General features: G+C 75.6%; 26 protein-coding genes. 14 read left to right on the forward strand and 12 right to left on the reverse strand.

Annotation, left to right across the window (positions count from 1 at the left end):
- Positions 1 to 12 precede the first annotated feature (12 nt).
- Positions 13 to 1,320, reverse strand: a complete 1,308-nt coding sequence (codB, locus tag ACI78Q_RS01720) for a cytosine permease (RefSeq protein ID WP_456921583.1) — start codon at positions 1,318 to 1,320, stop codon at positions 13 to 15.
- Positions 1,317 to 1,814, reverse strand: coding sequence for a nucleoside deaminase (locus ACI78Q_RS01725; protein ID WP_456921584.1), 498 nt, complete (start codon positions 1,812 to 1,814; stop codon positions 1,317 to 1,319). The genes codB and ACI78Q_RS01725 overlap by 4 nt, the downstream gene beginning before the upstream one ends.
- 140 nt (positions 1,815 to 1,954) lie before the next feature.
- On the opposite strand from ACI78Q_RS01725, the gene ACI78Q_RS01730 reads away from it, so the two are divergent.
- From ACI78Q_RS01730 to proS, 5 genes are all read left to right on the forward strand, one after another.
- A complete protein-coding gene (locus tag ACI78Q_RS01730; RefSeq protein WP_456921586.1) occupies positions 1,955 to 3,502 on the forward strand; it encodes a PucR family transcriptional regulator ligand-binding domain-containing protein in 1,548 nt (515 codons plus the stop codon).
- 23 nt (positions 3,503 to 3,525) lie between these two features.
- Positions 3,526 to 3,972, forward strand: a complete 447-nt coding sequence (locus tag ACI78Q_RS01735) for an SRPBCC family protein (protein ID WP_456921587.1) — start codon at positions 3,526 to 3,528, stop codon at positions 3,970 to 3,972.
- Positions 3,973 to 4,040: 68 nt separating this feature from the next.
- Positions 4,041 to 4,907 carry an NAD-dependent protein deacetylase gene (locus ACI78Q_RS01740; RefSeq protein WP_456921588.1) on the forward strand — a complete coding sequence of 289 codons (867 nt, stop codon included), beginning with the start codon at positions 4,041 to 4,043 and terminating at the stop codon, positions 4,905 to 4,907.
- Positions 4,908 to 4,970: 63 nt separating this feature from the next.
- A complete protein-coding gene (locus ACI78Q_RS01745; protein ID WP_456921589.1) occupies positions 4,971 to 5,888 on the forward strand; it encodes an MSMEG_6728 family protein in 918 nt (305 codons plus the stop codon).
- A 40-nt stretch (positions 5,889 to 5,928) separates the two neighbouring features.
- Complete coding sequence (gene proS, locus ACI78Q_RS01750) at positions 5,929 to 7,338, forward strand: proline--tRNA ligase (protein ID WP_456921590.1); 1,410 nt, start codon at positions 5,929 to 5,931, stop codon at positions 7,336 to 7,338.
- A 28-nt stretch (positions 7,339 to 7,366) separates the two neighbouring features.
- Here the strand turns inward: proS and ACI78Q_RS01755 are convergent, their stop codons facing one another.
- The 3 genes from ACI78Q_RS01755 to ACI78Q_RS01765 all read right to left on the reverse strand — a co-directional run bounded on the left by ACI78Q_RS01755 (position 7,367) and on the right by ACI78Q_RS01765 (position 8,611).
- Positions 7,367 to 7,750: a hypothetical protein gene (locus ACI78Q_RS01755; protein ID WP_456921591.1), complete on the reverse strand. Its 384-nt coding sequence runs from the start codon at positions 7,748 to 7,750 to the stop codon at positions 7,367 to 7,369.
- An 88-nt stretch (positions 7,751 to 7,838) separates the two neighbouring features.
- Positions 7,839 to 8,255, reverse strand: coding sequence for a PaaI family thioesterase (locus ACI78Q_RS01760; RefSeq protein WP_456921592.1), 417 nt, complete (start codon positions 8,253 to 8,255; stop codon positions 7,839 to 7,841).
- Entirely contained in the window at positions 8,252 to 8,611 is a 360-nt protein-coding gene (locus ACI78Q_RS01765; protein ID WP_456921593.1) for a VOC family protein, read from the reverse strand. The genes ACI78Q_RS01760 and ACI78Q_RS01765 overlap by 4 nt, the downstream gene beginning before the upstream one ends.
- 90 nt (positions 8,612 to 8,701) lie before the next feature.
- On the opposite strand from ACI78Q_RS01765, the gene ACI78Q_RS01770 reads away from it, so the two are divergent.
- Positions 8,702 to 9,403, forward strand: coding sequence for a YbaK/EbsC family protein (locus tag ACI78Q_RS01770; RefSeq protein WP_456921594.1), 702 nt, complete (start codon positions 8,702 to 8,704; stop codon positions 9,401 to 9,403).
- A 4-nt stretch (positions 9,404 to 9,407) separates the two neighbouring features.
- Here the strand turns inward: ACI78Q_RS01770 and mscL are convergent, their stop codons facing one another.
- The 4 genes from mscL to ACI78Q_RS01790 form a co-directional block, all read right to left on the reverse strand.
- Positions 9,408 to 9,854, reverse strand: coding sequence for a large conductance mechanosensitive channel protein MscL (mscL, locus tag ACI78Q_RS01775; protein ID WP_456921595.1), 447 nt, complete (start codon positions 9,852 to 9,854; stop codon positions 9,408 to 9,410).
- Positions 9,855 to 9,937: 83 nt separating this feature from the next.
- Positions 9,938 to 10,555, reverse strand: coding sequence for a Flp pilus assembly protein CpaB (gene cpaB, locus ACI78Q_RS01780; protein WP_456921596.1), 618 nt, complete (start codon positions 10,553 to 10,555; stop codon positions 9,938 to 9,940).
- Positions 10,556 to 10,646: 91 nt separating this feature from the next.
- Complete coding sequence (locus ACI78Q_RS01785) at positions 10,647 to 10,976, reverse strand: FmdB family zinc ribbon protein (RefSeq protein WP_456921597.1); 330 nt, start codon at positions 10,974 to 10,976, stop codon at positions 10,647 to 10,649.
- Between the two features lie 172 nt (positions 10,977 to 11,148).
- Entirely contained in the window at positions 11,149 to 11,412 is a 264-nt protein-coding gene (locus tag ACI78Q_RS01790; protein ID WP_456921598.1) for a helix-turn-helix domain-containing protein, read from the reverse strand.
- A gap of 49 nt (positions 11,413 to 11,461) precedes the next feature.
- Between ACI78Q_RS01790 and map the strand changes: the two genes are divergently transcribed.
- Positions 11,462 to 12,259, forward strand: a complete 798-nt coding sequence (map, locus tag ACI78Q_RS01795) for a type I methionyl aminopeptidase (protein ID WP_456921599.1) — start codon at positions 11,462 to 11,464, stop codon at positions 12,257 to 12,259.
- Here map and ACI78Q_RS01800 read toward each other — a convergent pair.
- Positions 12,250 to 13,170: a LysR family transcriptional regulator gene (locus tag ACI78Q_RS01800; protein WP_456921600.1), complete on the reverse strand. Its 921-nt coding sequence runs from the start codon at positions 13,168 to 13,170 to the stop codon at positions 12,250 to 12,252. The two genes, map and ACI78Q_RS01800, sit on opposite strands and share 10 nt — an antisense overlap.
- A 72-nt stretch (positions 13,171 to 13,242) precedes the next feature.
- On the opposite strand from ACI78Q_RS01800, the gene ACI78Q_RS01805 reads away from it, so the two are divergent.
- Positions 13,243 to 14,214, forward strand: coding sequence for a DMT family transporter (locus tag ACI78Q_RS01805; RefSeq protein WP_456921601.1), 972 nt, complete (start codon positions 13,243 to 13,245; stop codon positions 14,212 to 14,214).
- Here the strand turns inward: ACI78Q_RS01805 and ACI78Q_RS01810 are convergent.
- Positions 14,190 to 14,639: a DUF5313 family protein gene (locus ACI78Q_RS01810; protein WP_456921602.1), complete on the reverse strand. Its 450-nt coding sequence runs from the start codon at positions 14,637 to 14,639 to the stop codon at positions 14,190 to 14,192. The genes ACI78Q_RS01805 and ACI78Q_RS01810 overlap by 25 nt on opposite strands.
- Positions 14,640 to 14,767: 128 nt before the next feature.
- A complete protein-coding gene (locus ACI78Q_RS01815; RefSeq protein ID WP_456921603.1) occupies positions 14,768 to 15,286 on the reverse strand; it encodes a MarR family winged helix-turn-helix transcriptional regulator in 519 nt (172 codons plus the stop codon).
- Between the two features lie 113 nt (positions 15,287 to 15,399).
- On the opposite strand from ACI78Q_RS01815, the gene ACI78Q_RS01820 reads away from it, so the two are divergent.
- The 6 genes from ACI78Q_RS01820 (at position 15,400) to ACI78Q_RS01845 (ending at position 20,388) form a co-directional block, all read left to right on the forward strand.
- Positions 15,400 to 15,549 carry a hypothetical protein gene (locus tag ACI78Q_RS01820; protein ID WP_456921604.1) on the forward strand — a complete coding sequence of 50 codons (150 nt, stop codon included), beginning with the start codon at positions 15,400 to 15,402 and terminating at the stop codon, positions 15,547 to 15,549.
- Positions 15,546 to 16,118 carry a TetR/AcrR family transcriptional regulator gene (locus ACI78Q_RS01825; protein WP_456921605.1) on the forward strand — a complete coding sequence of 191 codons (573 nt, stop codon included), beginning with the start codon at positions 15,546 to 15,548 and terminating at the stop codon, positions 16,116 to 16,118. The genes ACI78Q_RS01820 and ACI78Q_RS01825 overlap by 4 nt, the downstream gene beginning before the upstream one ends.
- A 20-nt stretch (positions 16,119 to 16,138) precedes the next feature.
- A complete protein-coding gene (locus ACI78Q_RS01830) occupies positions 16,139 to 17,353 on the forward strand; it encodes an MFS transporter (RefSeq protein WP_456921606.1) in 1,215 nt (404 codons plus the stop codon).
- A gap of 178 nt (positions 17,354 to 17,531) precedes the next feature.
- On the forward strand, positions 17,532 to 18,242 hold the full coding sequence (locus tag ACI78Q_RS01835; protein ID WP_456921607.1) for a response regulator transcription factor: 711 nt from the start codon (positions 17,532 to 17,534) through the stop codon (positions 18,240 to 18,242).
- Between the two features lie 183 nt (positions 18,243 to 18,425).
- Positions 18,426 to 19,841 carry an FAD-binding oxidoreductase gene (locus ACI78Q_RS01840; protein WP_456921608.1) on the forward strand — a complete coding sequence of 472 codons (1,416 nt, stop codon included), beginning with the start codon at positions 18,426 to 18,428 and terminating at the stop codon, positions 19,839 to 19,841.
- Positions 19,842 to 19,896: 55 nt separating this feature from the next.
- Complete coding sequence (locus ACI78Q_RS01845; RefSeq protein WP_456921609.1) at positions 19,897 to 20,388, forward strand: MarR family winged helix-turn-helix transcriptional regulator; 492 nt, start codon at positions 19,897 to 19,899, stop codon at positions 20,386 to 20,388.
- The last annotated feature ends 7 nt before the right edge of the window (positions 20,389 to 20,395 follow it).

A 20,395-nucleotide genomic window follows, 5' to 3' on the forward strand; every position in this document is an offset into this window, starting at 1 on the left:
ACGGACGACGGGTCAGCCCCGCGCGCCGACCGGCGTCGGGGCGCCCGTGCGGGACAGCCCCATCGACAGGGCGATGGCGACGACGATGCCGATCACGGGCGGGATGCCGATGCCGAGCTCGCCGCTGAGCCACGCCAGGAAGGCGGCCACCGCGTAGGCGAGGAGGTTCGGCCACCGGACGGCGGGCGGGACGGTGTCGGCGGGGATGCCGCGCCGCCGCCAGCGGGCGAGGAAGTCGCCGATGATCACGCCGCCCAGCGGCGGGATGAAGGTGCCGAGCAGGACCAGGTAGTCGACCAGGTGGTTCTGCACCCCGGTCAGGGCCAGCACGGTGGCGATGATCGACCCGCCGATGACGAACGGCGCCTTGCTGGGCCGGTTGAACAGCTCCGCGCCGGCCACGCCGAAGGCGTAGGCGGTGTCGGCGTTGCTCTTCCAGAGGTTGCCGAACAGCAGCACCAGGCCCCAGCCGACCAGCCCGAGCTGGTACAGCACGAGGACGAAGTCGCCCTCGCCGAAGGTCAGCGCCCCGACCGCGCCGAAGAAGATCATCAGCCCGTTGCCGACGAGGAACCCGATGATGCAGGCCCACACCGCGTGCGAGCCGCGCCGGGCGAACCGCGTCCAGTTGGGCGCCTGGGTGCCGGCCGACACGAAGGTCCCGACCACGGTGGTGACGGCCACGGCGAGCGCCATGGACGTCGTCGGCTCGACCCCGGCCAGGCCGCCGAACCCGCCGACCTCCTGCAGTGACCGGGCCAGCACCCAGAAGGCCAGGATCAGGATCAGCGGCGTGGAGACCAGGGACACCCAGTACATGCCGTGGTAGCCCCAGTAGGCGGTGGCGCACATGAGCGCGCTGGTCACGATCATGATCGCGGCCCGGGCCCCGTAGGAGTTCCAGCCCGTGGCCTCGGCGGTGAGGTCGCCGATCGTCCCGACGACGACGGCGTACCAGCCGATCTGCGTGCCGCCGAGCAGCACCGAGGCGAGCTTCGCGCCGCGCGAGCCCAGCGTGTAGCGGGCCATCACGACGGTGGTCAGCCCGGTCCGCGCGCCGATCCAGCCCATGACGGCGACGTAGGCCCCGAGGATCGCCGAGCCCAGGCCGATGACCACCAGCAGGCTGCCGAAGGAGAACGCCGGCCCGAGTGCGGCGCCGGCCAGCATCGTGGGGGTGAAGACGGTGAACCCGAGCAGCACGACGGCCACCGAGAAGAACGACTTGCGGGCGTGCGCCGGGACCGGCGTGACCGGGTAGTCGGGGTCGACCACCTCGGTCCCGCTGGCCGCGGGGGCGGACCGCTCCGGGGCGGTCACGACTCCTCCCCGATGTCCTCGAGCCACAGCTCCGGCCGCTCGGCCAGCATCCGCTCCATGAGCGCGACGCACTCGGCGTCGTCCAGGACGTCGACCTGCACACCCTTGGACCGGAGCAGCTCCTCCGACGCCTGGAAGTTGCGGTTCTCCCCGACGACGATGCGCGGGATGTCGTAGAGGAGCGCCGTCCCCGCGCACATGAAGCAGGGGGAGAGGGTCGTGTAGAGCGTGCTGCGGCGGTAGACCGACGCGGGCAGCCGGCCCGCCTGCTCGATGCAGTCGGTCTCGCCGTGCCGGATGGCGCTGCCCATCTGGACGCGGCGGTTGCGGCCGACGGCCAGCACCCGGTCGCCGTCGACCAGCGCGGCGCCGATCGGTACCCCGCCCTCCTCCCAGCCGATCCGCGCCTGGTCGATCGCGAGACCGAGGAAGAACCGGTCACGGTCGGCGGGATCGAGGTCAGGGGGGACGACGGGCAGGGCGGGTGTGGTCACGGGGGCTCCTCGCGGGTGGGTGGCGCGCGCTGACGTCGGCAGCGAACCGCCGGTGCGGGGTACCCGACAAGGGACACGACGTCTCCTCGGCAGGGTCCTGTGCTTGACGCGGTGCCCCGCGCCCCGGAGGCTGCTGCGCCGTGCTGCCAACCGTGTCCGAGGTGCTGGAGCTGCCGTCGCTGCGCGCGGCCGGCCCGGAGGTGCTGGCCGGGGACCCGCACGCCGCCGTCGTCCGCTGGGTGCACTCCTCCGAGGTCTACGAGATGGGCGGGCTGCTGGCCGGGGGCGAGCTGCTCCTGACCACCGGCCTCGGGCTGCACGGCCGGTCCGCGCAGCAGGTCGTCGACTACGTGGAGATGCTGGCCGACGCCGGGTGCGCCGCGCTGGCGCTGGAGGTGGGACGCACCTTCTCCGTCGTCCCGCCGGAGCTGGTCACGACCGCCCGGCGGCGCGGGGTGGTCCTCCTCGCGCTGCGCGAGGTGGTGCCCTTCGTCCGCATGGTCGAGGACTTCCACGACCTGCTGCTGCGCCGCAAGCTCTCCTGGCGGCACGCCGGAGAGCCGGTCTGGCAGGAACTGCTCGGCCTGGTGGTCTCCGGGCAGGGGCTCGCCGCGGTGCTCGACGCCGTGGCCCGGATGGCCGACTGCCCGGCCGAGCTGGTGGACGTCGACGGCCGGGTGGTCGAGCGCAGCCGCCTCCCCGGCACCGCGCACCCCACCGACCGGACCGTGGCCGAGGTGCGCGGCCAGCACGGGCCGGTCGGCCGGCTGGTCCTGCTGGGCCGGCGCACCGCCCGGCGCACGGGGGTCGCCGACCGGGCCGCGGTCGCCGTCGCGCTGGAGCTCGGCCGGCACCCGGACGTCGGCTCCCGGCCGTCGCTCGCGCAGGCCGTGGTCACCGACCTCGTCGCCGGCGTGCTGGCCTCCGAGGGCGAGCTGCGGGCCCGCCTGTCCGCCGCCGGGTGGGTGCCCGCCCCCGGCGTGCCGGTCCTCGTGGCCGCGGTCGAGTTCGACCGCCGCACCCCCACCAGCGAGGCGGTGCCCGCGGTGCGGCAGGCCGCCGAGGAGGTCCTGGGGCAGTGCCTCGTCGGCGCCGCCGGGAGCGCGGTGCTCGTGCTGGCGCGGGGCCGGCCGCGCCCCGAGCTCCGGCAACAGCGGGAGGCCGTGGCCGCCCTGCGCACCCGGCTGTGCGCCGGCCCCTTGGGCAGCGTCATCCGCACCGTCGGCGTGGCCGACGCGGTCGGCGCGCTGGCCGACGTCCCGGCCGCCGTGGCCGAGGCGCGCGAGGTGGTGGCGCTCAGCCGGCGGGTCGGCAGCCGGGAGCCCGTGGTGCTCGCCCGCGACGTCGCCGTCCACCGGCTGCTGGCCGCCGGCGCCTCGCCGGTGGAGGTCAGCCGGTTCGTCACCGGCCAGCTCGGGCCGTTGGTCGACCACGACGCCGCGCACGGCACCGAGCTGCTGCGCACCCTCGACGCGCACCTGGCCACCGGGCTGAGCAAGACGCGCACCGCGGCGGTCCTGGGCATCCGCCGGCAGTCCCTGTACGCCCGGCTCGACCGCATCGAGCAGCTGCTCGGCGCGCCCGTGGAGGACCCGGCGCAGCACGTCGGGCTGGGTGTGGCGCTGGCCGCCTGGCGGATGCGGACCGGGCTGGACCCGCAGGCGGTGCCCGGTCCCACCCGCGGCTGACGGGGGTGGGCAGGATGGGGTCCATGGGACAGGTCGTGGCCACCGCCGAACACGTCGTCAGCGCTTCCTCGGAGCGGGTGATCGCCGCCCTCGCCGACTACACCGAGACCCGGCGGAAGGTGCTGCCCGAGCAGTTCAGCGACTACCGGGTCGAGGCCGGCGGGCAGGGTGCGGGCACCCGCGCCGCCTGGCGGTTCGCCGCCACCTCCAAGCGGGTGCGCGACCAGCTGGTGGAGGTGACCCAGCCGGACGCCTCGACGCTCGTGGAGACCGACACCCGCTCGTCGATGGTGACCACCTGGACGGTGCACCCCGCCGACGCCGGCAGCAGCACCGTGCGGGTCCGCACCACCTGGAACGGCGCGGGCGGCATCGGCGGCTTCTTCGAGCGCACCTTCGCCCCCAAGGGCCTGCGCCGCGTGTACGAGGACCTGCTGGGCCGGCTGGACCGGGAGGTGGCCGCCGGCTGAGCCGGCCCCGCTTCGCGCCGCCGGCTGAGCCGGCGGCGCGAACCGGGTTCGGAGGGGACGATGGCCCGGTGACCGCACTGCCCACCGTCGTCGAGCCCCCGGCCCTCGACCCGGCGGCCCTCGACGACCTCGCCGCGCTGGTGGACGACGGCGACGTCGTCGTCCTCTCCGGCGCGGGGCTGTCCACCGACTCGGGCATCCCCGACTACCGCGGTGCCACCGGCTCGCTGCGCCGGCACACGCCGATGACCTACCAGACCTTCCTGCGCGACCCCCGCGGCCGGCACCGCTACTGGGCGCGCAGCTTCGTCGGCTGGCGGCAGATCCGCGCCGCCCGGCCCAACGCCGGGCACCGCGCGGTCGCCGACCTGCAGGCCGCCGGCCTGGTCACCGGCGTCATCACGCAGAACGTCGACGGGCTGCACCAGGCGGCCGGGGCGCGCGACGTCCTGGAGCTGCACGGCGGCCTGGACCGCACGGTCTGCCTCGCCTGCGGGGACGTCGCGGACCGGGCCGCGCTCGACGAGCGGCTCCGGGCGGCCAACCCGCACTTCGGACCGCACGCCGACGAGGTCAACCCCGACGGCGACGCCGAGCTGCCCGACGAGGTCCTCGACGGGTTCGTGATGGTCGACTGCCTGGCCTGCGGGCGCGGGCCGCTCAAGCCCGACGTCGTGTTCTTCGGCGAGACCGTGCCCCGCGACCGGGTCGACACCTGTTTCGCGATGGTCGAGCACGCCGGTGCCCTGCTGGTCCTCGGCTCCTCGCTGACCGTCATGAGCGGCTACCGGTTCGTGCTGCGGGCGGAGAAGCTCGGCATCCCGGTGGGCCTGGTCAACCTCGGCCCCACCCGCGGGGACGCGAAGGTCGACGTCCGGGTCGACGCCCCGCTCGGCACCGTCCTGCCCGATCTGGCCCGCCGCCTGGTCGCGTGAGCCGCGAGGCCGGCCGCACCGCCGGCGGTTGGCCCCACGCCGGCCCGGGAAGGACCGACGGCGATGCAGACCTTCCTGCCCGTCGCCGACTTCGAGGACAGCGCCCGGCTCCTGGACTCGCCCCGCCTCGGCAAGCAGCGGGTCGAGACCCTGCAGGTGCTGCGCGCCCTCGAGCTGCCCGACTACGGCTGGGTGTCGCACCCCGTCGTCCGGATGTGGCGGGGGCGGACGCCGGCGCTGGTCGCCTACGGGCTGGCGATGGTCCGGGTGTGGCGCGAGCGCGGGTTCGCCGACAGCACGTACTCGCTGATCTCGGAGTTCGCGCCCGACGTCGCCGGCGTGCCCCAGGCGGAGCTGGCCGGCGCCGGGTTGCTGCCGTCGTGGGTGGGGGACGAGGCGCTGCACCTCTCCCACCGGTCCAACCTGCTGGCCAAGGAGCCGGACTTCTACCGGCCGCGGTTCACCGAGCGCTTCGGTCCGGAGCCGGACGACCTGCCCTACGTCTGGCCCGAGCCGGACGACGTCCCGCCGGCGCCCGCACCGCAGGGCGTCCGGGTCTGGGTGGTGCGACCCCGGGCGCACAACGAGCTCGGCGCGTGCCTGGCCGCCGGGGTCGTGGGGCTGGGCACCCAGTCCGGCATCGACGTCGACGCCACCGGTCTCACCCCGGCCGAGCTGCGGGCGCTGTCGAAGGAGATCTCCGGGCGGCGCCCCGCCAAGGACCTGCGCCAGCTGTCGGCCTTCCTCGACGAGGTCCGCCCCGGCGACCGGGTCGGCCTGCCGATCGAGCACGGCGCCGGCCTGCTGCTCGGGGAGGTGGTGGGGGAGTACCTCTTCCAGGGACGGGAGCTGCTGCCGCACCGCCGTCCGGCTCGCTGGGACCGTGTCGTCCCGCGGTCGGCGGCCCGCCCGCCGGCCACCCTGCAGGACCCCCGCGCGCTGTTCGAGGTCGTCCTCGACCCCGCGCACGTGCCCGCGTAACCGGGCGGCACGTCCCGGCCCGCCGTGCCAGGGTGCGCGCGTGGCCAGCCCCTCCGTGCTCACCAGCCAGTCCGCCGACTTCCCGCGGTGGTACCAGGACGTCGTCGCGAAGGCGGAGCTGGCGGAGAACGGCCCCGTCCGCGGGACGATGGTGATCCGGCCCCACGGGTACGCCATCTGGGAGCGGCTGCAACGCGAGGTCGACGACCGCATCAAGGACGCCGGCGCCCGCAACGCCTACTTCCCGCTGCTGATCCCGGAGCCGTACCTGCGCCGCGAGGCCGAGCACGTGGAGGGGTTCAGCCCCGAGCTCGCGGTGGTCACGCACGCCGGCGGCACGGAGCTGGAGGTCCCCGCCGTCGTGCGGCCGACCAGCGAGACGGTCATCGGCGAGTACATGGCCAGGTGGGTGCAGAGCCACCGCGACCTGCCGCTGCTGCTCAACCAGTGGGCCAACGTCGTCCGGTGGGAGCTGCGGCCCCGGTTGTTCCTCCGCACGACCGAGTTCCTGTGGCAGGAGGGCCACACCGCGCACGCCACCGAGGCCGACGCCGCCGCCTACGCCCGGCGGGTCCTGCGCGAGGTCTACGCCGACGTCATGACCGGGGTGCTCGCCATCCCGGTCGTGCCGGGGCGCAAGACCCGTCGGGAACGGTTCGCCGGCGCGGTCAACACGCTGACCGTCGAGGCGATGATGCGCGACGGCAAGGCCCTGCAGATGGGCACCAGCCACGAGCTGGAGCAGAACTTCGCCCGGGCGTTCGGCATCGACTTCCTGGGTGCCGACGGCGAGCGGCGGCTGGCCTGGACGACGTCGTGGGGTTCCTCCACCCGCATGGTCGGCGGGCTGATCATGAGCCACGGGGACGACGCGGGCCTGCGGCTGCCGCCCCGGCTGGCACCGGTGCAGGCAGCCGTGGTGGTGGCCCGCCCCGGGGAGGGCGTGACCGAGGCCGCCGGGGCACTCGCCGGCGACCTCCGGGCGCGCGGCGTGCGGGTGGAGGTGGACGACCGGGTCGACGTCCCCTACGGGCGCCGGGCCGTCGACTGGGAGCTCAAGGGCGTCCCGGTGCGCATCGACCTCGGCCCGCGGGACCTCGCCGAGAGGCGGGCCGTCGTCGTCCGCCGGATCCCCGGCACGTCCACGCCGGCCCCGCTGGCCGACGTGCCCGAGGTCGCCCTCCGCGCGCTCGGGGAGGACCAGGCGCGGCTGCTGGACGAGGCCCGCGCCCGGCTCGCCGAGCGGACGGCGGACGTGGCGACGGCCGAGGAGGCCCTCGCCGCCGCCCGCGACGGGTGGGCCCGCATCGGCTGGGACCGGCTCGGCCCGGAGGGCGAGGCACGGCTGGCCGAGCAGGGTGTCACCGTCCGCTGCCTGGTCCGGCCGGACGGCGGGCTGCCGGGCGACGACGAGCCGGGCTCCCTGGCCGTCGTCGGCCGCGCCTACTGAGCCGGCCGGCGGGCAGGGGCCGGGTGGCTCACCGCTGGGACGGCGCCCGCCGCCGCTCCTCCTGGTCCAGCCGGCCCTGCACCCACAGGATCAGGCAGCGCAGGGCGGCGTGTCCCTCGGGGGAGGCGAAACCCTGCTCGAACCTGGCGGCCTCGACCAGCTCGCCGCTCCGGACCGTGCCCCCGCTGTGGAACCGGTCGAGGACCTGGCCGGTCAGCGAGGGACTGCGGAAGAGCCCCGCGATGCCGAGCGCCACGGAGTCCGAGACGGTCATGCTCACCGGGGGGTGCGGCAGCGCCGCTCGCCGCTCCAGCAGCCGGGTCACCTCGGCGGCGACCTGCAGGTCCGGGGCGGGGCGCGCCCGCACGGTGATCATCACGTGGAGCTCCCTCCCGGTCCGGTACGTGCTCACCGAGCATCCGTGGCCGAGCGGGATCGCGGAAGACGACGCGGGGGTGGCGCCCTCCGAACGGGTGGAACGGCGGGGGACGGGCCGGTGCTCACGCGTCCGGCAACGGCACGTTCTGCAGCCGCACCTGACCACGGGCGACCAGCTTGCCGTCGGCGCGGGTGAGCAGCACCTGCCACAGCTGCTGCGTGCGGCCCTGCTGGACCGGTTCCGCGACGACGTCGAGCCGCTCCTCGGTGCAGGCGCGCAGGAAGTCGGTGTTGTTGTTGACCCCGACGGCGAACTGGCCGCGGTCGACCACCGCCGCGCTCGCGCCGATGCTGGCGGCGGACTCGACGACGGTGCAGTACAGCCCGCCGTGGACCACGCCCCACGGGGTGTGCTGGTCCGGCCCCACCTCCACCGTGCCGGTCACCCGGGTGCCGCTGACCTCGTCCACGGTGAAGCCGGTCGCGGCGACGAACCGGCTGGCGGAGGTCAGGTCGACGGCGGGCAGCTCGGCGCTCACGCGTCCCACACCAGGCAGAAGGGGTGGCCCACCGGGTCGGCGTAGACGCGGAAGTCGCCGCCGCTGCCGGGCAGCCTCCGCGCGCCGAGCGCCAGCGCCTTCGGCTCGGCCTCCTCGATGTCGGCCACGCGGACGTCGAGGTGGAACTGCTGGGGCCGGTCGGGGTCGGGCCAGTCCGGCGGCTGCAGGTCGGGCGCCTGCTGGAACGCCAGGCGGTGGCCCTGCCCGGTGACGACCACCCAGTCGTCGCCCGGCCGGCCCTTGCTGACCTCCATGCCGAGCAGCTGCGCGTAGAAGGTGGCGAGCGCGTGGGCGTCGGGTGCGTCGATGACGACGGAGTGCAACTGGCCGATCATGACCCCATCCTGACCGGCTGTCCCGGCTCCGACCAGCGCGGTTCCGGCCCGTTGCCGCCGTGATCCGGCCAGCGGGGCAGGATCGGGGGCGTGGCCCCGTCTCCCTCCCCCGCCCCGCAGCTGGGCTCCCTGACCTGGCTCCCCGCCGCCGACCGCCCCGATCTGCTCGCCGCCCCGGTCGCCGCGGCGCTGGGAGACCTGGCCGCGCCGTCCTGGGTGGCGGAGATCGACGACGCGCTCGCCGACACCGCCGCGTTCACCGAGGCCTACGGGGTGCCACTGGAGGCCTCGGCCAACTGCGTGGTGGTCGCGGCCCGCCGGGCCGGTCAGACGATGCTGGCCGCCTGCCTGGTGCCGGCCAGCACGCGGGCCGACGTCAACGGCCTCGTGCGCCGCCACCTCGGGGCGCGGAAGGCCTCGTTCGCACCCCAGGACGTCGCGGTCGCCGAGAGCGGCATGGCCTACGGCGGGATCACGCCGATCGGCCTCCCGCCGTCCTGGCCGGTGCTGGTCGACCCGCTGGTCGTCGCCGCGGACGTGGTCGTGGTGGGGTCCGGTACGCGCGGCAGCAAGCTGGCGCTGCCGGGAGCGGCGCTGGCCGCGCTGCCGGCCGCCGTGGTGCTCGACGGGCTGGGCCGTCCGCCGGTCGAGCCGCCCCCGCCGGCCGCCGCGGCCCGCACCGAGCGGGCGCCGGACGACCGGGACGTCGGCTGGGGCGAGCGGCCCGACGACCGCTCCGCGGACGACCGGCGCTACCTGGAGGACCGCCCTCCGCACTGGGGCAGCGTCTGACCGGTCACAGCTGCCCGGGCAGCGTGGTGGTGCCGGGGCCGGAGGGATCGGAGCCGGGGCCGGCGCCCTGCTGGGCGCGCAGCAGGTCGCGGATCTCGATCAGCAGCTCCACCTGGGTCGGCTCGGCCGGCCCGGCCTCCTCGCCCCTCTTGCGCCGCTCGATGATCGTCTTCATGGGCAGCACCACGGCGAAGTAGACGACGGCCGCGGTGATCGCGAACGTGATGACCTGGCTGAGGAACGCGCCCCAGGTGAACGTCTGACCGTTGACCTCCAGGGAGCCGCCGAGTTCCCCGCCGCCACCGACCAGGCCGATCAGCGGGGTCAGGAACGAGTCGGCGAACGAGGCCACCACCGCGGTGAAGGCGGCGCCGATCACCACCGCGACCGCGAGGTCGACCACGTTGCCGCGCAGCAGGAAGTCCTTGAAGCCCTTCAGCATGGCTCCCATCCAGCCACAGGGACGCGGTGGCGGGCGTCAGGCCGCGTCGGCGCGTCCGGGGCGCGGGCCGCGGTGGCGGCCGGTGGGTGGGCTCACGCCGGCGGGAGGCTGAGGGTGAGCGTCGCGCTGCTCGCCGCGGCGGCCAGGAGGGCGGCGGTGGCGTCGTCCACGGCGAGCAGGAGCAGACCCTCGCCGGTGCCGTCGGGCCCCGGGGCCGCCAGGACCAGCGCGCCGGCGGCCACGACGGCGGCGCGCTCGGCCCCCGGGGTGGTGGCCAGGACGTCGACCCGGTCACCGGGGCGGACGAGGGCGCTGACCGCGAGGTCGGCCGGCCGCACCGGCGCGGCCACCTGACCGCCGGAGAGCAGTGCGGTGAGGCCCGCGCCGACCAGGCGGGCGTCGGTGACCGGCTCGCCGGCCCGCAGCCCCGCCGCGAGGGTCGCGCCGACGAGGCCCTCCGGGCCGGCCGCGGCCCCGCCCGGTCGCAGCGCGGGTGGATAGCGCGCCAGCGTCAGGTCGCCGGCGGTGAGCACGGCCCCCGGCGGCAGGTCGTCGGCCGCCACGACCACCGGGACGGTGGCCGGCGGGCCGGCTGCCGCAGGCTCGGGGGCCGGCCGCAGCGCCAGGACCAGGGCGGTGCCCGCGAGCAGAGCGGCGAGCAGCTGCCGGGCGGCGTGCAGGAGGGAGCGGGGACGGCGGAGGCGGACCATGCACACACGCTGACGGCGGCCGGGCCGCGGAGGACCGGCTACCGGGCGGTTGTGGAGGAGCGGTCGGCCTGTGGACGGCGCCCTCGCGGGATCAGCCGGCGGCGGCCTTGCTGGTGGAGGCGCCGGAGGACGACGAGCTGCCCGACGTCGAGCTGCTCGAGGAGCTGCCGGACGACGAGGCTGCCGCGGCAGGCTCCTTCTTCGACGAGCTGCCGGCCGACTCGCCGGCCGAGGAGCCGGACCGGCTGTCGGTGCGGTAGAAGCCCGAGCCCTTGAAGACCACGCCGACCGAGCCGTAGACCTTCCGCACCGGGCTGCCGCACTGCGGGCACTCGCTCAGCGCGGGGTCGGTGAAGGACTGCACGACCTCGAACTCGTGCCGGGTCTCGGCGTTGGTGCAGGCGTACTGGTAGGTGGGCACGGCGGAGCGCTCCTCGTGGGACGGGCCGGGCTGGCACTCGTGCCCGGCGACTGCCAATGATGCGCGCCGATCCGCCGTCCGTCCACGTCTGCCGGCGAGCGTCACGATCGCGCCACCCGAGGGTGTGGGTGCCGCCCGGGGCTCGGCCCCTGTGCTCCGCCCCTGTGCTCGGCTACGAGGCCAGGGACCCCTCGGCCGGCTCGTCGATCGCGGCGAGCCGCTCCAGGGGCAGGTCCAGTGCCCGGGCCAGGGCCGCGACGGTGAAGAACGCCGGCGTCGGGACCCGGCCGGTCTCGATCTTGCGCAACGCCTCGAGGCTGACTCCGGAGACGGCGGCGATCTCCGCGGGGCTGCGGTCGCCCCGCGCCGTCCGGAGCAGTGCACCCAGCCGGCGTCCGCGCTCGCGTTCGGCTGCCGTCAGCGGCGGTCGCACCATGGCCGTGATAGTAATACCGGGATAGGAATACCAACCCGAGGAGTCGGTCATGGTCGAGCTGCGCACGCCGGGCGAGATCGAGGCGATGCGGGCGGCGGGCGCGGTCGTGGCGCGCGTGCTCGCCGCCGTGTGCGCAGCCGCGGCGCCGGGGGTGCGGCTGCGCGAGCTCGACGAGGTGGCCCGGCAGGTGCTCGCCGAGGCGGGCGCGGGGTCGCCGTTCCTGCACTACCGGCCGCACCGCTCGATGCCGCCGTACCCGGGGGTCGTCTGCACGTCGGTGAACGACGTCGCGCTGCACGGCATCCCGACCGCGCGGCGGCTGGCCGACGGCGACCTGCTGAGCGTCGACGCCGGCGCCACCCTGGACGGCTGGGTCGGGGACTCGGCGGTCTCCCTGACCGTGGGCGCCGGCCGCGCGGAGGACGAGGCGCTGATCGACACCACCGAGCGCGCGCTGGCGGCGGGCATCGCCGCGGCCGTGCCCGGCGGCCGGCTGGGCGACGTCTCCGCCGCGACCGCCGCCGTCGGCCGCGCCGCGGGGGTCGGCATCGACACCACGCACGGCGGGCACGGCGTCGGCCGCCGCATGCACGAGGAGCCGCACGTGCCCAACGAGGGCCGGGCGGGGCGGGGGCTCCGGCTGCGCCCGGGGTTGGTCATCGCCATCGAGCCGTGGTTCATGGCCGGCGGCGACGACACCTCGTGGACCGACGACGACGGCTGGAGCATCCGCACCGCCGACGGCAGCCGCGCCGCGCACGTCGAGCACACGGTCGCCGTCACCGAGGACGGCCCGCGCGTGCTCACCGCGCCCCTCCGCGCGGCGACGACCCCGGGTCATCGCTGAGCGAGTCGCCTCGTCTGCTCCCTGACCGCGGCCAGGAAGGTGTCGAGCGCGGGGGCGGTGGGCTGGTCGCGGGTGAGGACCACCAGCCGGCGGCCGACGACGGCGCCGGCGACGTCGCGGACGGCCAGGGCGGGATCTGCGGCCGGGAGCGTGAGGGCGGGCATCAGCGCGACGGCCCCCGCCGTGCGCACGAGCTCGAACTGGACGTCGGCGTCGTTGGAGCGGTGCCGCAGGTCGGGCTCGTAGCCGCCGAGGGAGCGGCAGGCGCCGACGACGAGGGCGTGGTGGCCGGTGCCCGCGGCCGCGGAGACCCAGACGTCGTCGCGCAACTCGGCCACCGCGACGGGTCCGCCGTGCCGGGCGCAGGGATGCGCGGCGGGGAGCACCAGCTTCAGCGGCTCCTCGTGCAGCAGCTCGGACCTGATCCCGGCCGGCCGCGGTCGCGGGTGGCCGTCGTACTCGTCGCTGATGACGACGTCGAGCGTGCCCAGTCGCAGCTCGGGCAGCGCCTGCTCGAGTTCCAGCTCGGAGATCTCCACCCGTACCCGGGGGTGGTCGGCCAGCAGGCGGACCACGGCGGGGATCAGCATGCGGCGGGTCGCCGACTGCAGGCCGCCGGCACGCACCGTGCCGCGGACCTCCCCGGTCAGGGACGCCAGGTCCGTCTGTGCCGCCTCGGCGGCCGACAGGAGGACGTCGGCGTGCCGGGCGAGCAGGCGGCCGGCGTCGGTCAGCCGCACCCCGCGGCCGGCCTTCTCCAGCAGTCGCGCCCCTGTCTCCCGCTCCAGGACGGCGAGCTGTTGCGACACCGCGGAGGGGGTGTAGCCGAGGGCCGTGGCGACCGCGGCGAGGGTGCCGCGTTCGGCCAGCTCGCGCAGCATCCGCAGGCGGCGGAGGTCGAGGCTGACCATGCAGCAACGCTAACGTGTCAGGTCCAGAAACCGTCACTGGACGTGAACGATGAGGACGTCGAGTCTCACGTCGTGGGTCCCGCACTGTGCCTGCTCTCGGCGGCGTGCTTCGGCGCCATGGCGGTCTTCGGCAAGTTCGCCTACGCCGCCGGCGTCTCGCCCGACGCGTTGCTGCTGCTCCGCTTCACCTCCGCGGCGGTGCTGCTCGGCGGCGTCCTGCTGGCGCGACCGGAGCTGCGGTCGGACCGCGAGGCGCCGGCGTCCGGGGCGCTGACCCGGCGGTTCGTGCTGACCGGTCTGGGGCTCGGGGTGTTCGGCTACGCCACGCAGGCGACGCTGTTCTTCGCCGCGCTGGAGCGGATCGACGCGTCACTGGTGGCGTTGGTCCTCTACACCTACCCGGCGCTGGTCACCGTGGCCGCCGTCCTGCTGGGGCGGGAGCGGCTGACCCCGGCGCGCGCCCTCGCGCTGGTCGTCGCGTCGGGCGGCGCGCTGCTCGTCCTGCTCGGTGCCGGCGCGCTGCGGTTCGACGCGCTCGGTGTCGGGCTGGCCCTCGGCGCCGCGGTCACCTACACCATCTACATCCTCGTCTCCGACACGGCGGTGCACCGCGTTCCGCCGGTGGTCCTGTCGGCGCTGGTGATGACCGGGGCCGCGGCGGCACTCGCCGGACGGGCCGCGGCGACCGGTGGCGTGGACCTCGGCTTCGGCCCGGGCGGGTGGCTGTGGGTCTGCTGCATCGCCGTGGTGTCCACCGTCGTGGCGATGCTCGCCTTCTTCGCCGGCCTGCGCCTGACCGGCGCGTCGACCGCGGCGATCCTGTCGACGCTCGAACCCGTCGTCACCACCGTGCTGGCCGCGCTCACCCTCGGGGAGTTCCTCACCCCGGTGCAGCTCCTCGGCGGCCTGCTGGTGCTGGCCTCGGTCGCCGTCGTCCAGCTCCGGCCCCGGCCCGCCGGCTCAGGGCCGGCCGACGTCCCGCCCCGCCCGCCGGACGCCTCTGACGCCTGGGCGGGCGGTCAGCGGCCCGTGCGCTCGCGGTAGCGCGCAGCCCGCTTGGCGGCGGCCGCGCGGCGGCGCTCGCTGTCGCGCAGGTCGCGCTGGTGGGCGGAGCGCTCGCGGTGGGCGGTGGCGGTGCCGACCGGGTAGCCGGCCTTCACGACCCGGTTCTCCGTGGTCTCCGGCATGTAGGCCAGCGAGTAGAGCAACCCGAGCGCGATGCCACCGCCGGCGACCGCGGCGCGCAGACCCAGCGGGGCCGGCAGGAAGACCACGATCAGCGCGATCGGGATCGACATCTGGACGAACGTCCGGGCGATGTGCCGCGCCCACCACGTGCCGGTGGTGGTGTCGAACAGCACCCAGCCGCGGTGGCGGGCGGGAAGTCCGCCACCGAAGGCGTACCAGAGCCAGCGGTGGGGAGCGGGCCGGACGACCGGCTCGGTCGTGTCCTGCTCGGGCGCTGTCATGAGGCCTGTGTGCTCCTGCTCGACGACGGTCACCCCATCATGGTCCCGCGAAACGATGGGTGTGCAAAGGGTTGGGGCACCAATCATCGGCGCCCCGGCCGTGCTCCTCGTCACGCAGCGGGCCGGCGTCAGGCGACCCCGGCCTCCGGTCCGGCCTGCCGGCCGGCGTCGGGGTGCGCCAGTGCCTGCTGGGAGGCCGCGATGACCTGGGTGAGCGCCTCGTGCAGGCTCATCAGCCGCTCGACCGGCATGCCGAGGCGCTCGACGATGCCGGCCGGGATCCGCTCGGCCTGCTCGCGCAGGGCCGTGCCCTTGTCGGTGAGCGCCAGTGCCAGGTTCCGCTGGTCCTTCGGGTCGCGCTCCCGGCGCAGCAGCCCCGCCGCCTCCAGCCGCTTGAGCAGGGGCGAGAGCGTCCCGGGGTCCAGTTGCAGGAGGCCGGACAACTCCTTGACGGAGAGGGTCCCGTGCTGCCAGAGCGCGAGCATGACCAGGTACTGCGGATGGGTGAGGCCCAGCGGCTCGAGCACCGGCCGGTAGACGGCGACCACGTTGCGGGCGGCCACCGACAGGGCGAAGCAGACCTGCCGGTCCAGGGCGAGCACGTCCTCGGGTCCGGGGAGGGCGGCGGGCGTCTGGCGGGTCGTCACCACCCCAGCCTAGGACTCGCGGCGCCCAATGGTTGGGCCACCAACCGTCGTCGGCCGACAGGGAGTGATCCGACCGGCGCCCGCACGGCGCACCGTTGTGTACGTTTGTTCTCATGAGCTCCCGGCCCGACGCGGGCGACTCCCGGGCCATGTGCGAGCGGATGCTCGCCGGCGACCTCTCCATCGCCGACGACCCGGAGCTCGCCGAGGCCGGCAGCCGCGCGCTGGACCTGGCCGCCACGCTGGACGCGTCCGGCCGGTGAGCGCCGTCCCCGCCCCGGCGCGCCGGGCCCGCCGGGCCCGCCGGCACGATCCGGGACGACGCGACCGGCTGGTCGACACCACCCTCGACGTCATCGCCGCTCATGGCGTCGCCGCCGCCACGCACCGGGCCATCGCCCGCGCGGCCGACGTCCCGCTGGGATCGCTGACCTACCACTTCGGCTCCCTGACCGAACTGCTCGCCGCGGCGTTCACCCGGCACGTCGACACCGTCGCGGAGCGCTTCGACGAGCGCATGCGCGCCGCACCGGACCGGGCCGCGGCGCTCGAGGCGCTGGCCGAGCACCTCACCGGCGACCTGCTCGGTTCCGGCCGCGACCTCGTGCTGGCCGTCGAGCTCTACGTCGCCGCGGCGCGCGACCCGGCGCTGCGCGCGGTCACCCAGGACTGGATGTGCCGCAGCCGCCGCAGCCTGGAGCGCCACCTCGACCCCGTCACCGCGCGGGAGGTCGACGCCCTGGTGGAGGGGCTCGTCCTGCACAGTGCGCTGTCCACCGACCCGATGGACGCCACCCAGATCCGTTCCGCCCTCACCCGGCTCGCCGGCTGAGGGACGACCCCGAGGACACCGTGCAGACCACCACGCCCGACGCCGCGCGCCTGCGCCGTGCCCGCGTCGCCGTCGCCGCCTGCTTCTTCACCAACGCCGTCTTCTACGCGGCCCTCGTGCCGCGCCTGCCGGAGGTGAAGGCGCAGCTCGGGCTGAGCAGCACGGCCCTCGGCGCGGCCCTGGCGGCCGTTCCGCTGGGCGCGCTGCTGGCCGGCCTGTCCTCGGCGGCGTTCATCCGCCGGTTCGGCTCCGGCCGGGTCGCCTCGTCCGGACTGGTGCTGCTCGGCGTCATGGTGTGGACGGTCTCGGTGGCGCCCAACTGGCTCGCCCTCGCCGCGGCGCTGCTGGTCATCGGCGCCCTGGACGCGATCGTCGACGTCGCCCAGAACGCCCACGGGCTGCGAGTGCAGCGGCTCTACCAGCGCTCGATCCTCAACGCCTTCCACGGCATCTGGAGCATCGGCGCGGTCGCGGGTGGCGTGCTCGGCTCGGTCGCCGCAGGGCTGGGCGTGCCGCTCGTCGCGCACCTCGCCGGCTCGGCCGTCGTCTTCGGTGCCCTCGCGCTGGTCGCCTCGCGGGCGATGCTGCCCGGGCGCGACGAGCCCGAGCCCACCGCCGACGAGCACCCGCGGGAGCGCCCCCGCCGGCGAGCCGCCCTCCCGGCCCTCGCGGTGCTCGGTGTGCTGGCCGCGTGCGGCGCGTTCGTCGAGGACGCCGGAGCCTCGTGGAGCGCCCTGTACCTGCGCACCGAGCTCGCGGCCGGCGCGGCCACGGCGGGGCTGGGCTTCGTCGCCCTGTCGGTGGCGATGACCGTCGGGCGGCTCACCGGCGACCGCGTCGTCGACCGGTTCGGCCAGCGCCGGGTGGCGCGGGCCGGCGGGGCCGTCACCGCGGCGGGGATGGGGCTGGCCCTGGCGTTCCCGTCGGTACCGACCACGGTGGCCGGGTTCGCCCTGGCCGGCCTCGGTGTCGCCACCCTGGTGCCGGCCGTCTACGCCGCCGCCGACGAGCTGCCGGGGCTGCCGCACGGGATGGGGCTGGCCGCGATCAACTGGCTCCTGCGGATCGGCTTCCTCGTCTCGCCCCCGCTGGTCGGTGCCGTCGCGGACGCCGTGAGCCTGCGCGCCGCCCTCCTCACCGTCGTCCTCGCCGGGATCGTCACGCTGGTGCTCGGGCGGGCCCTGCCGCGCCGGGCGGTCCTCGACCGGCCGGTGGCGGAGCCGGCGGCCGGCTGACGGGCCGTGTGCGGGACGGTGTCGATCCGATACTCATCGTTCCGACACGCGATCCGGCGAGGCGTCGGCGCAGGGACCTTTGTCCTGACTTTCCCGCGTGCTCTTTCGCAGGGTGTGAGCGCTCACCTCTCATGGTTGCGCGCTCCGACAACGGGGCCTGACCGCACGGGGGACTTCCTTGCCGCTCGCCGAGCTCGACCAGCCCAGTCCGCAGCACCAGTCCGTCGCCGTCGACCGGCGCACGCTCACGCCTCCCCGGGTGCTGGTGGTCGACGACCACCGCACCTTCGCCGAGATGCTCTGCATCGCCCTGCAGGCCGGCGGGATGGAGGTGGTCGGCACCGCGCACTCCGCCGCCCAGGCGGTCGCCATCGCGGAGGACACCCAGCCCGACGTGGTCGTCATGGACATCCAGATGCCCGGCCGGGAGGACGGCCTGTCGGCCACCCGCCGACTGCGTCAGGTGGCCCCGGACGCCGTCGTCGCGGTGGTCACGGCCCACCGGGACCCGGGATGGGTGGTGCGCGCCACCCAGGCCGGGGCGTCAGCCTTCATCCCCAAGGACGGCTCGCTGGCCGAGATGATCGACGTCCTGACCCGTGTGCAGCTCGGCCAGATGCTGGTCGCCCCCTCCACGTTCTCCGCCGCGCCGACCGCCGGCAGCACACCCGCGCAGGTGGCCGAGCCGCGCCCGCACCTGACCCGCAGGGAGCAGGAGGTGCTCGACTGCCTGGGCCGCGGCATGCAGGTCAAGTCGATCGCCCGCGTCCTCGGCATCACCGTGGAGACCTGCCGGGGCTACGTGAAGTCCCTGCACACCAAGCTCGGTGTCCGCTCGCAGCTCGAGGCGGTCGTCAAGGCCCAGGAGCTCGGCCTGCTGTCCACGTGAGCGCCCCGCGCCGGGGCGCGCCGCGCGACCGCCGGTAGTCGGCCCGGTCCGGACGGCTGCCGCGCGCCGGGCCCCGGGCGGACGCGCCGGCGACGGCGCCCGCGGGACGTCGTCCGGGCGCGGGCCGGACCACACTGCGCTCTCACGGGAGCCGGGCCGGAGACCGGAGAGGTGGGCCGGATCATGACCGAGACGCTGAGCGGCGGCATCGAGACACTGCGCTCCCAGGTGAGGGGCCCGGTGCTCGCAGCGGACGACGCGGGCTACGACGAGGCCAGGACGCTCTGGAACGCCGGCATCGACCGGCGGCCGGCCGTGATCGTCGAGTGTGCCTCGACGGCGGACGTCGTGACCGCCGTCCGCTTCGCCGAGGCGGAGGGCCTGGAGATCGCCGTCCGCGGTGGCGCACACAGCGTCCCCGGACACTCCTCGGTCGACGGGGGCCTGGTCGTCGACCTGCGGCGGATGAACGCGGTGACCGTCGACCCCGACGCCCGGCGGGCTCGGGTGCAGGGCGGCGCGCTGCTGCGGGACCTCGACCTCGCCACGCAGGCGCACGGGCTCGCCGTCCCGGCAGGCATGGTCAGCCACACCGGCGTCGGCGGGCTGACCCTGGGCGGCGGGATGGGCTGGCTGTCCCGGATGGCCGGCCTCAGCATCGACAACCTGGTGTCGGCCGAGGTCGTGGTCGCCGACGGCCGGGTGCTGCGGGCAGCGGAGGACGAGAACCCCGACCTGTTCTGGGCCCTCCGCGGTGGCGGCGGCAACTTCGGTGTCGTCACGGAGTTCGAGTTCCGGCTGCACGAGGTCGGCCCGACGGTGCAGTTCGGGCTGTTCTTCTGGGACCAGTCGCGGGCCGGCGAGGCGCTGCGGCTGATGCGGGACGTCCTGGCCGATCTGCCCCGCACGATGAACGCCCTCCCGGCGGTCGCGCTGACCGCCCCTCCGGCGCCGTTCGTGCCGGCCGAGCACCAGGGCACGCTGGGGCACGCACTCGTCCTGGTCGGCTTCGGTGACCCGGCCGAGCACGAGCAGGTGACCCGGCGCATCCGCCAGACCCTCCCGCCGCTGTTCGACGTGGTCGCGCCGATGCCGTACACGGGGCTGCAGCAGCTGCTGGACGAGGCGAACGCGTGGGGCTTCCACGCCTACGACAAGAGCGGCTACTTCGCCGAGCTCACCGACGACGTGATCGACGTGCTGACCGAGTACGCGCCCCGCAAGACCTCGCCGCTGTCGGTGCTGCTGTTCTACCGGCTCGACCAGGCCTACTCCGAGGTCGGTGAGGACGACACCGCCCTCAGTGGGGGGCGGACGCCGCGCTACACCGGGTTCTTCATCGGGCTGACCCCCACGGCGGACATGCTCCCCGCGGAGCGCGAGTGGGTCCGGTCCCTGTGGCAGGCGCTGCGCCCGCACATGATGAGCGCCGGTGGCTACGTGAACGCCGTCGAGGGCCGCGACGCCGCCGAGGTCGAGGTCGTCTACGGGCCGAAGTACCAGCGCCTGGTCGCCCTGAAGGCGAAGTACGACCCCCGCAACGTCTTCCACCGCAACGTCAACATCCCGGCGCCGAGCATCCCCACGCAGCGCGGCTGACGGCCGCGTTCCGGGGTGGCCCGTCCGCCGGGTGGGCGCAAGTACGGTCCCCCTCGTGGCGCAGGAGTGGCTGGACGAGGAGCAGCAGCGGACCTGGCGGGCGTGGCTGACCGCCGCCGAACTGGTGCCGCGGGTCCTCGACGCGCAGCTGCAGCGGGACGCCGGCATCAGTCACGCGGCGTACGTCGTCCTCGCGATGCTGTCGGAGGCGCCGGGCCGCAGCCGGCGGATGAGCGACCTCGCCCGCCGGGCCAACCAGTCGCAGAGCCGCCTGTCGCACACCGTCGCCCGGCTGGAGGAGCGGGGCTGGGTGCGGCGCGAGCGCTCGACGGACGACGGCCGGGGCAACCTCGCCGTCCTCACCGACGCGGGGTGGGACGTCGTCCGGTCGGTGGCTCCCGGTCACGTCGACGCCGTCCGGGCCGCGCTGTTCGAGCCGCTCACCCGCGAGCAGACCCGCGCCCTCGGCGAGGCGCTGGAACTCGTCGTCGACCGGCTGGACCCCGACCACAGCCTGCGCGTCGAGCACGGCGCGGACGCGTCCTGACCGGGGA

The organism is Geodermatophilus sp. SYSU D00705, assembly GCF_054050135.1.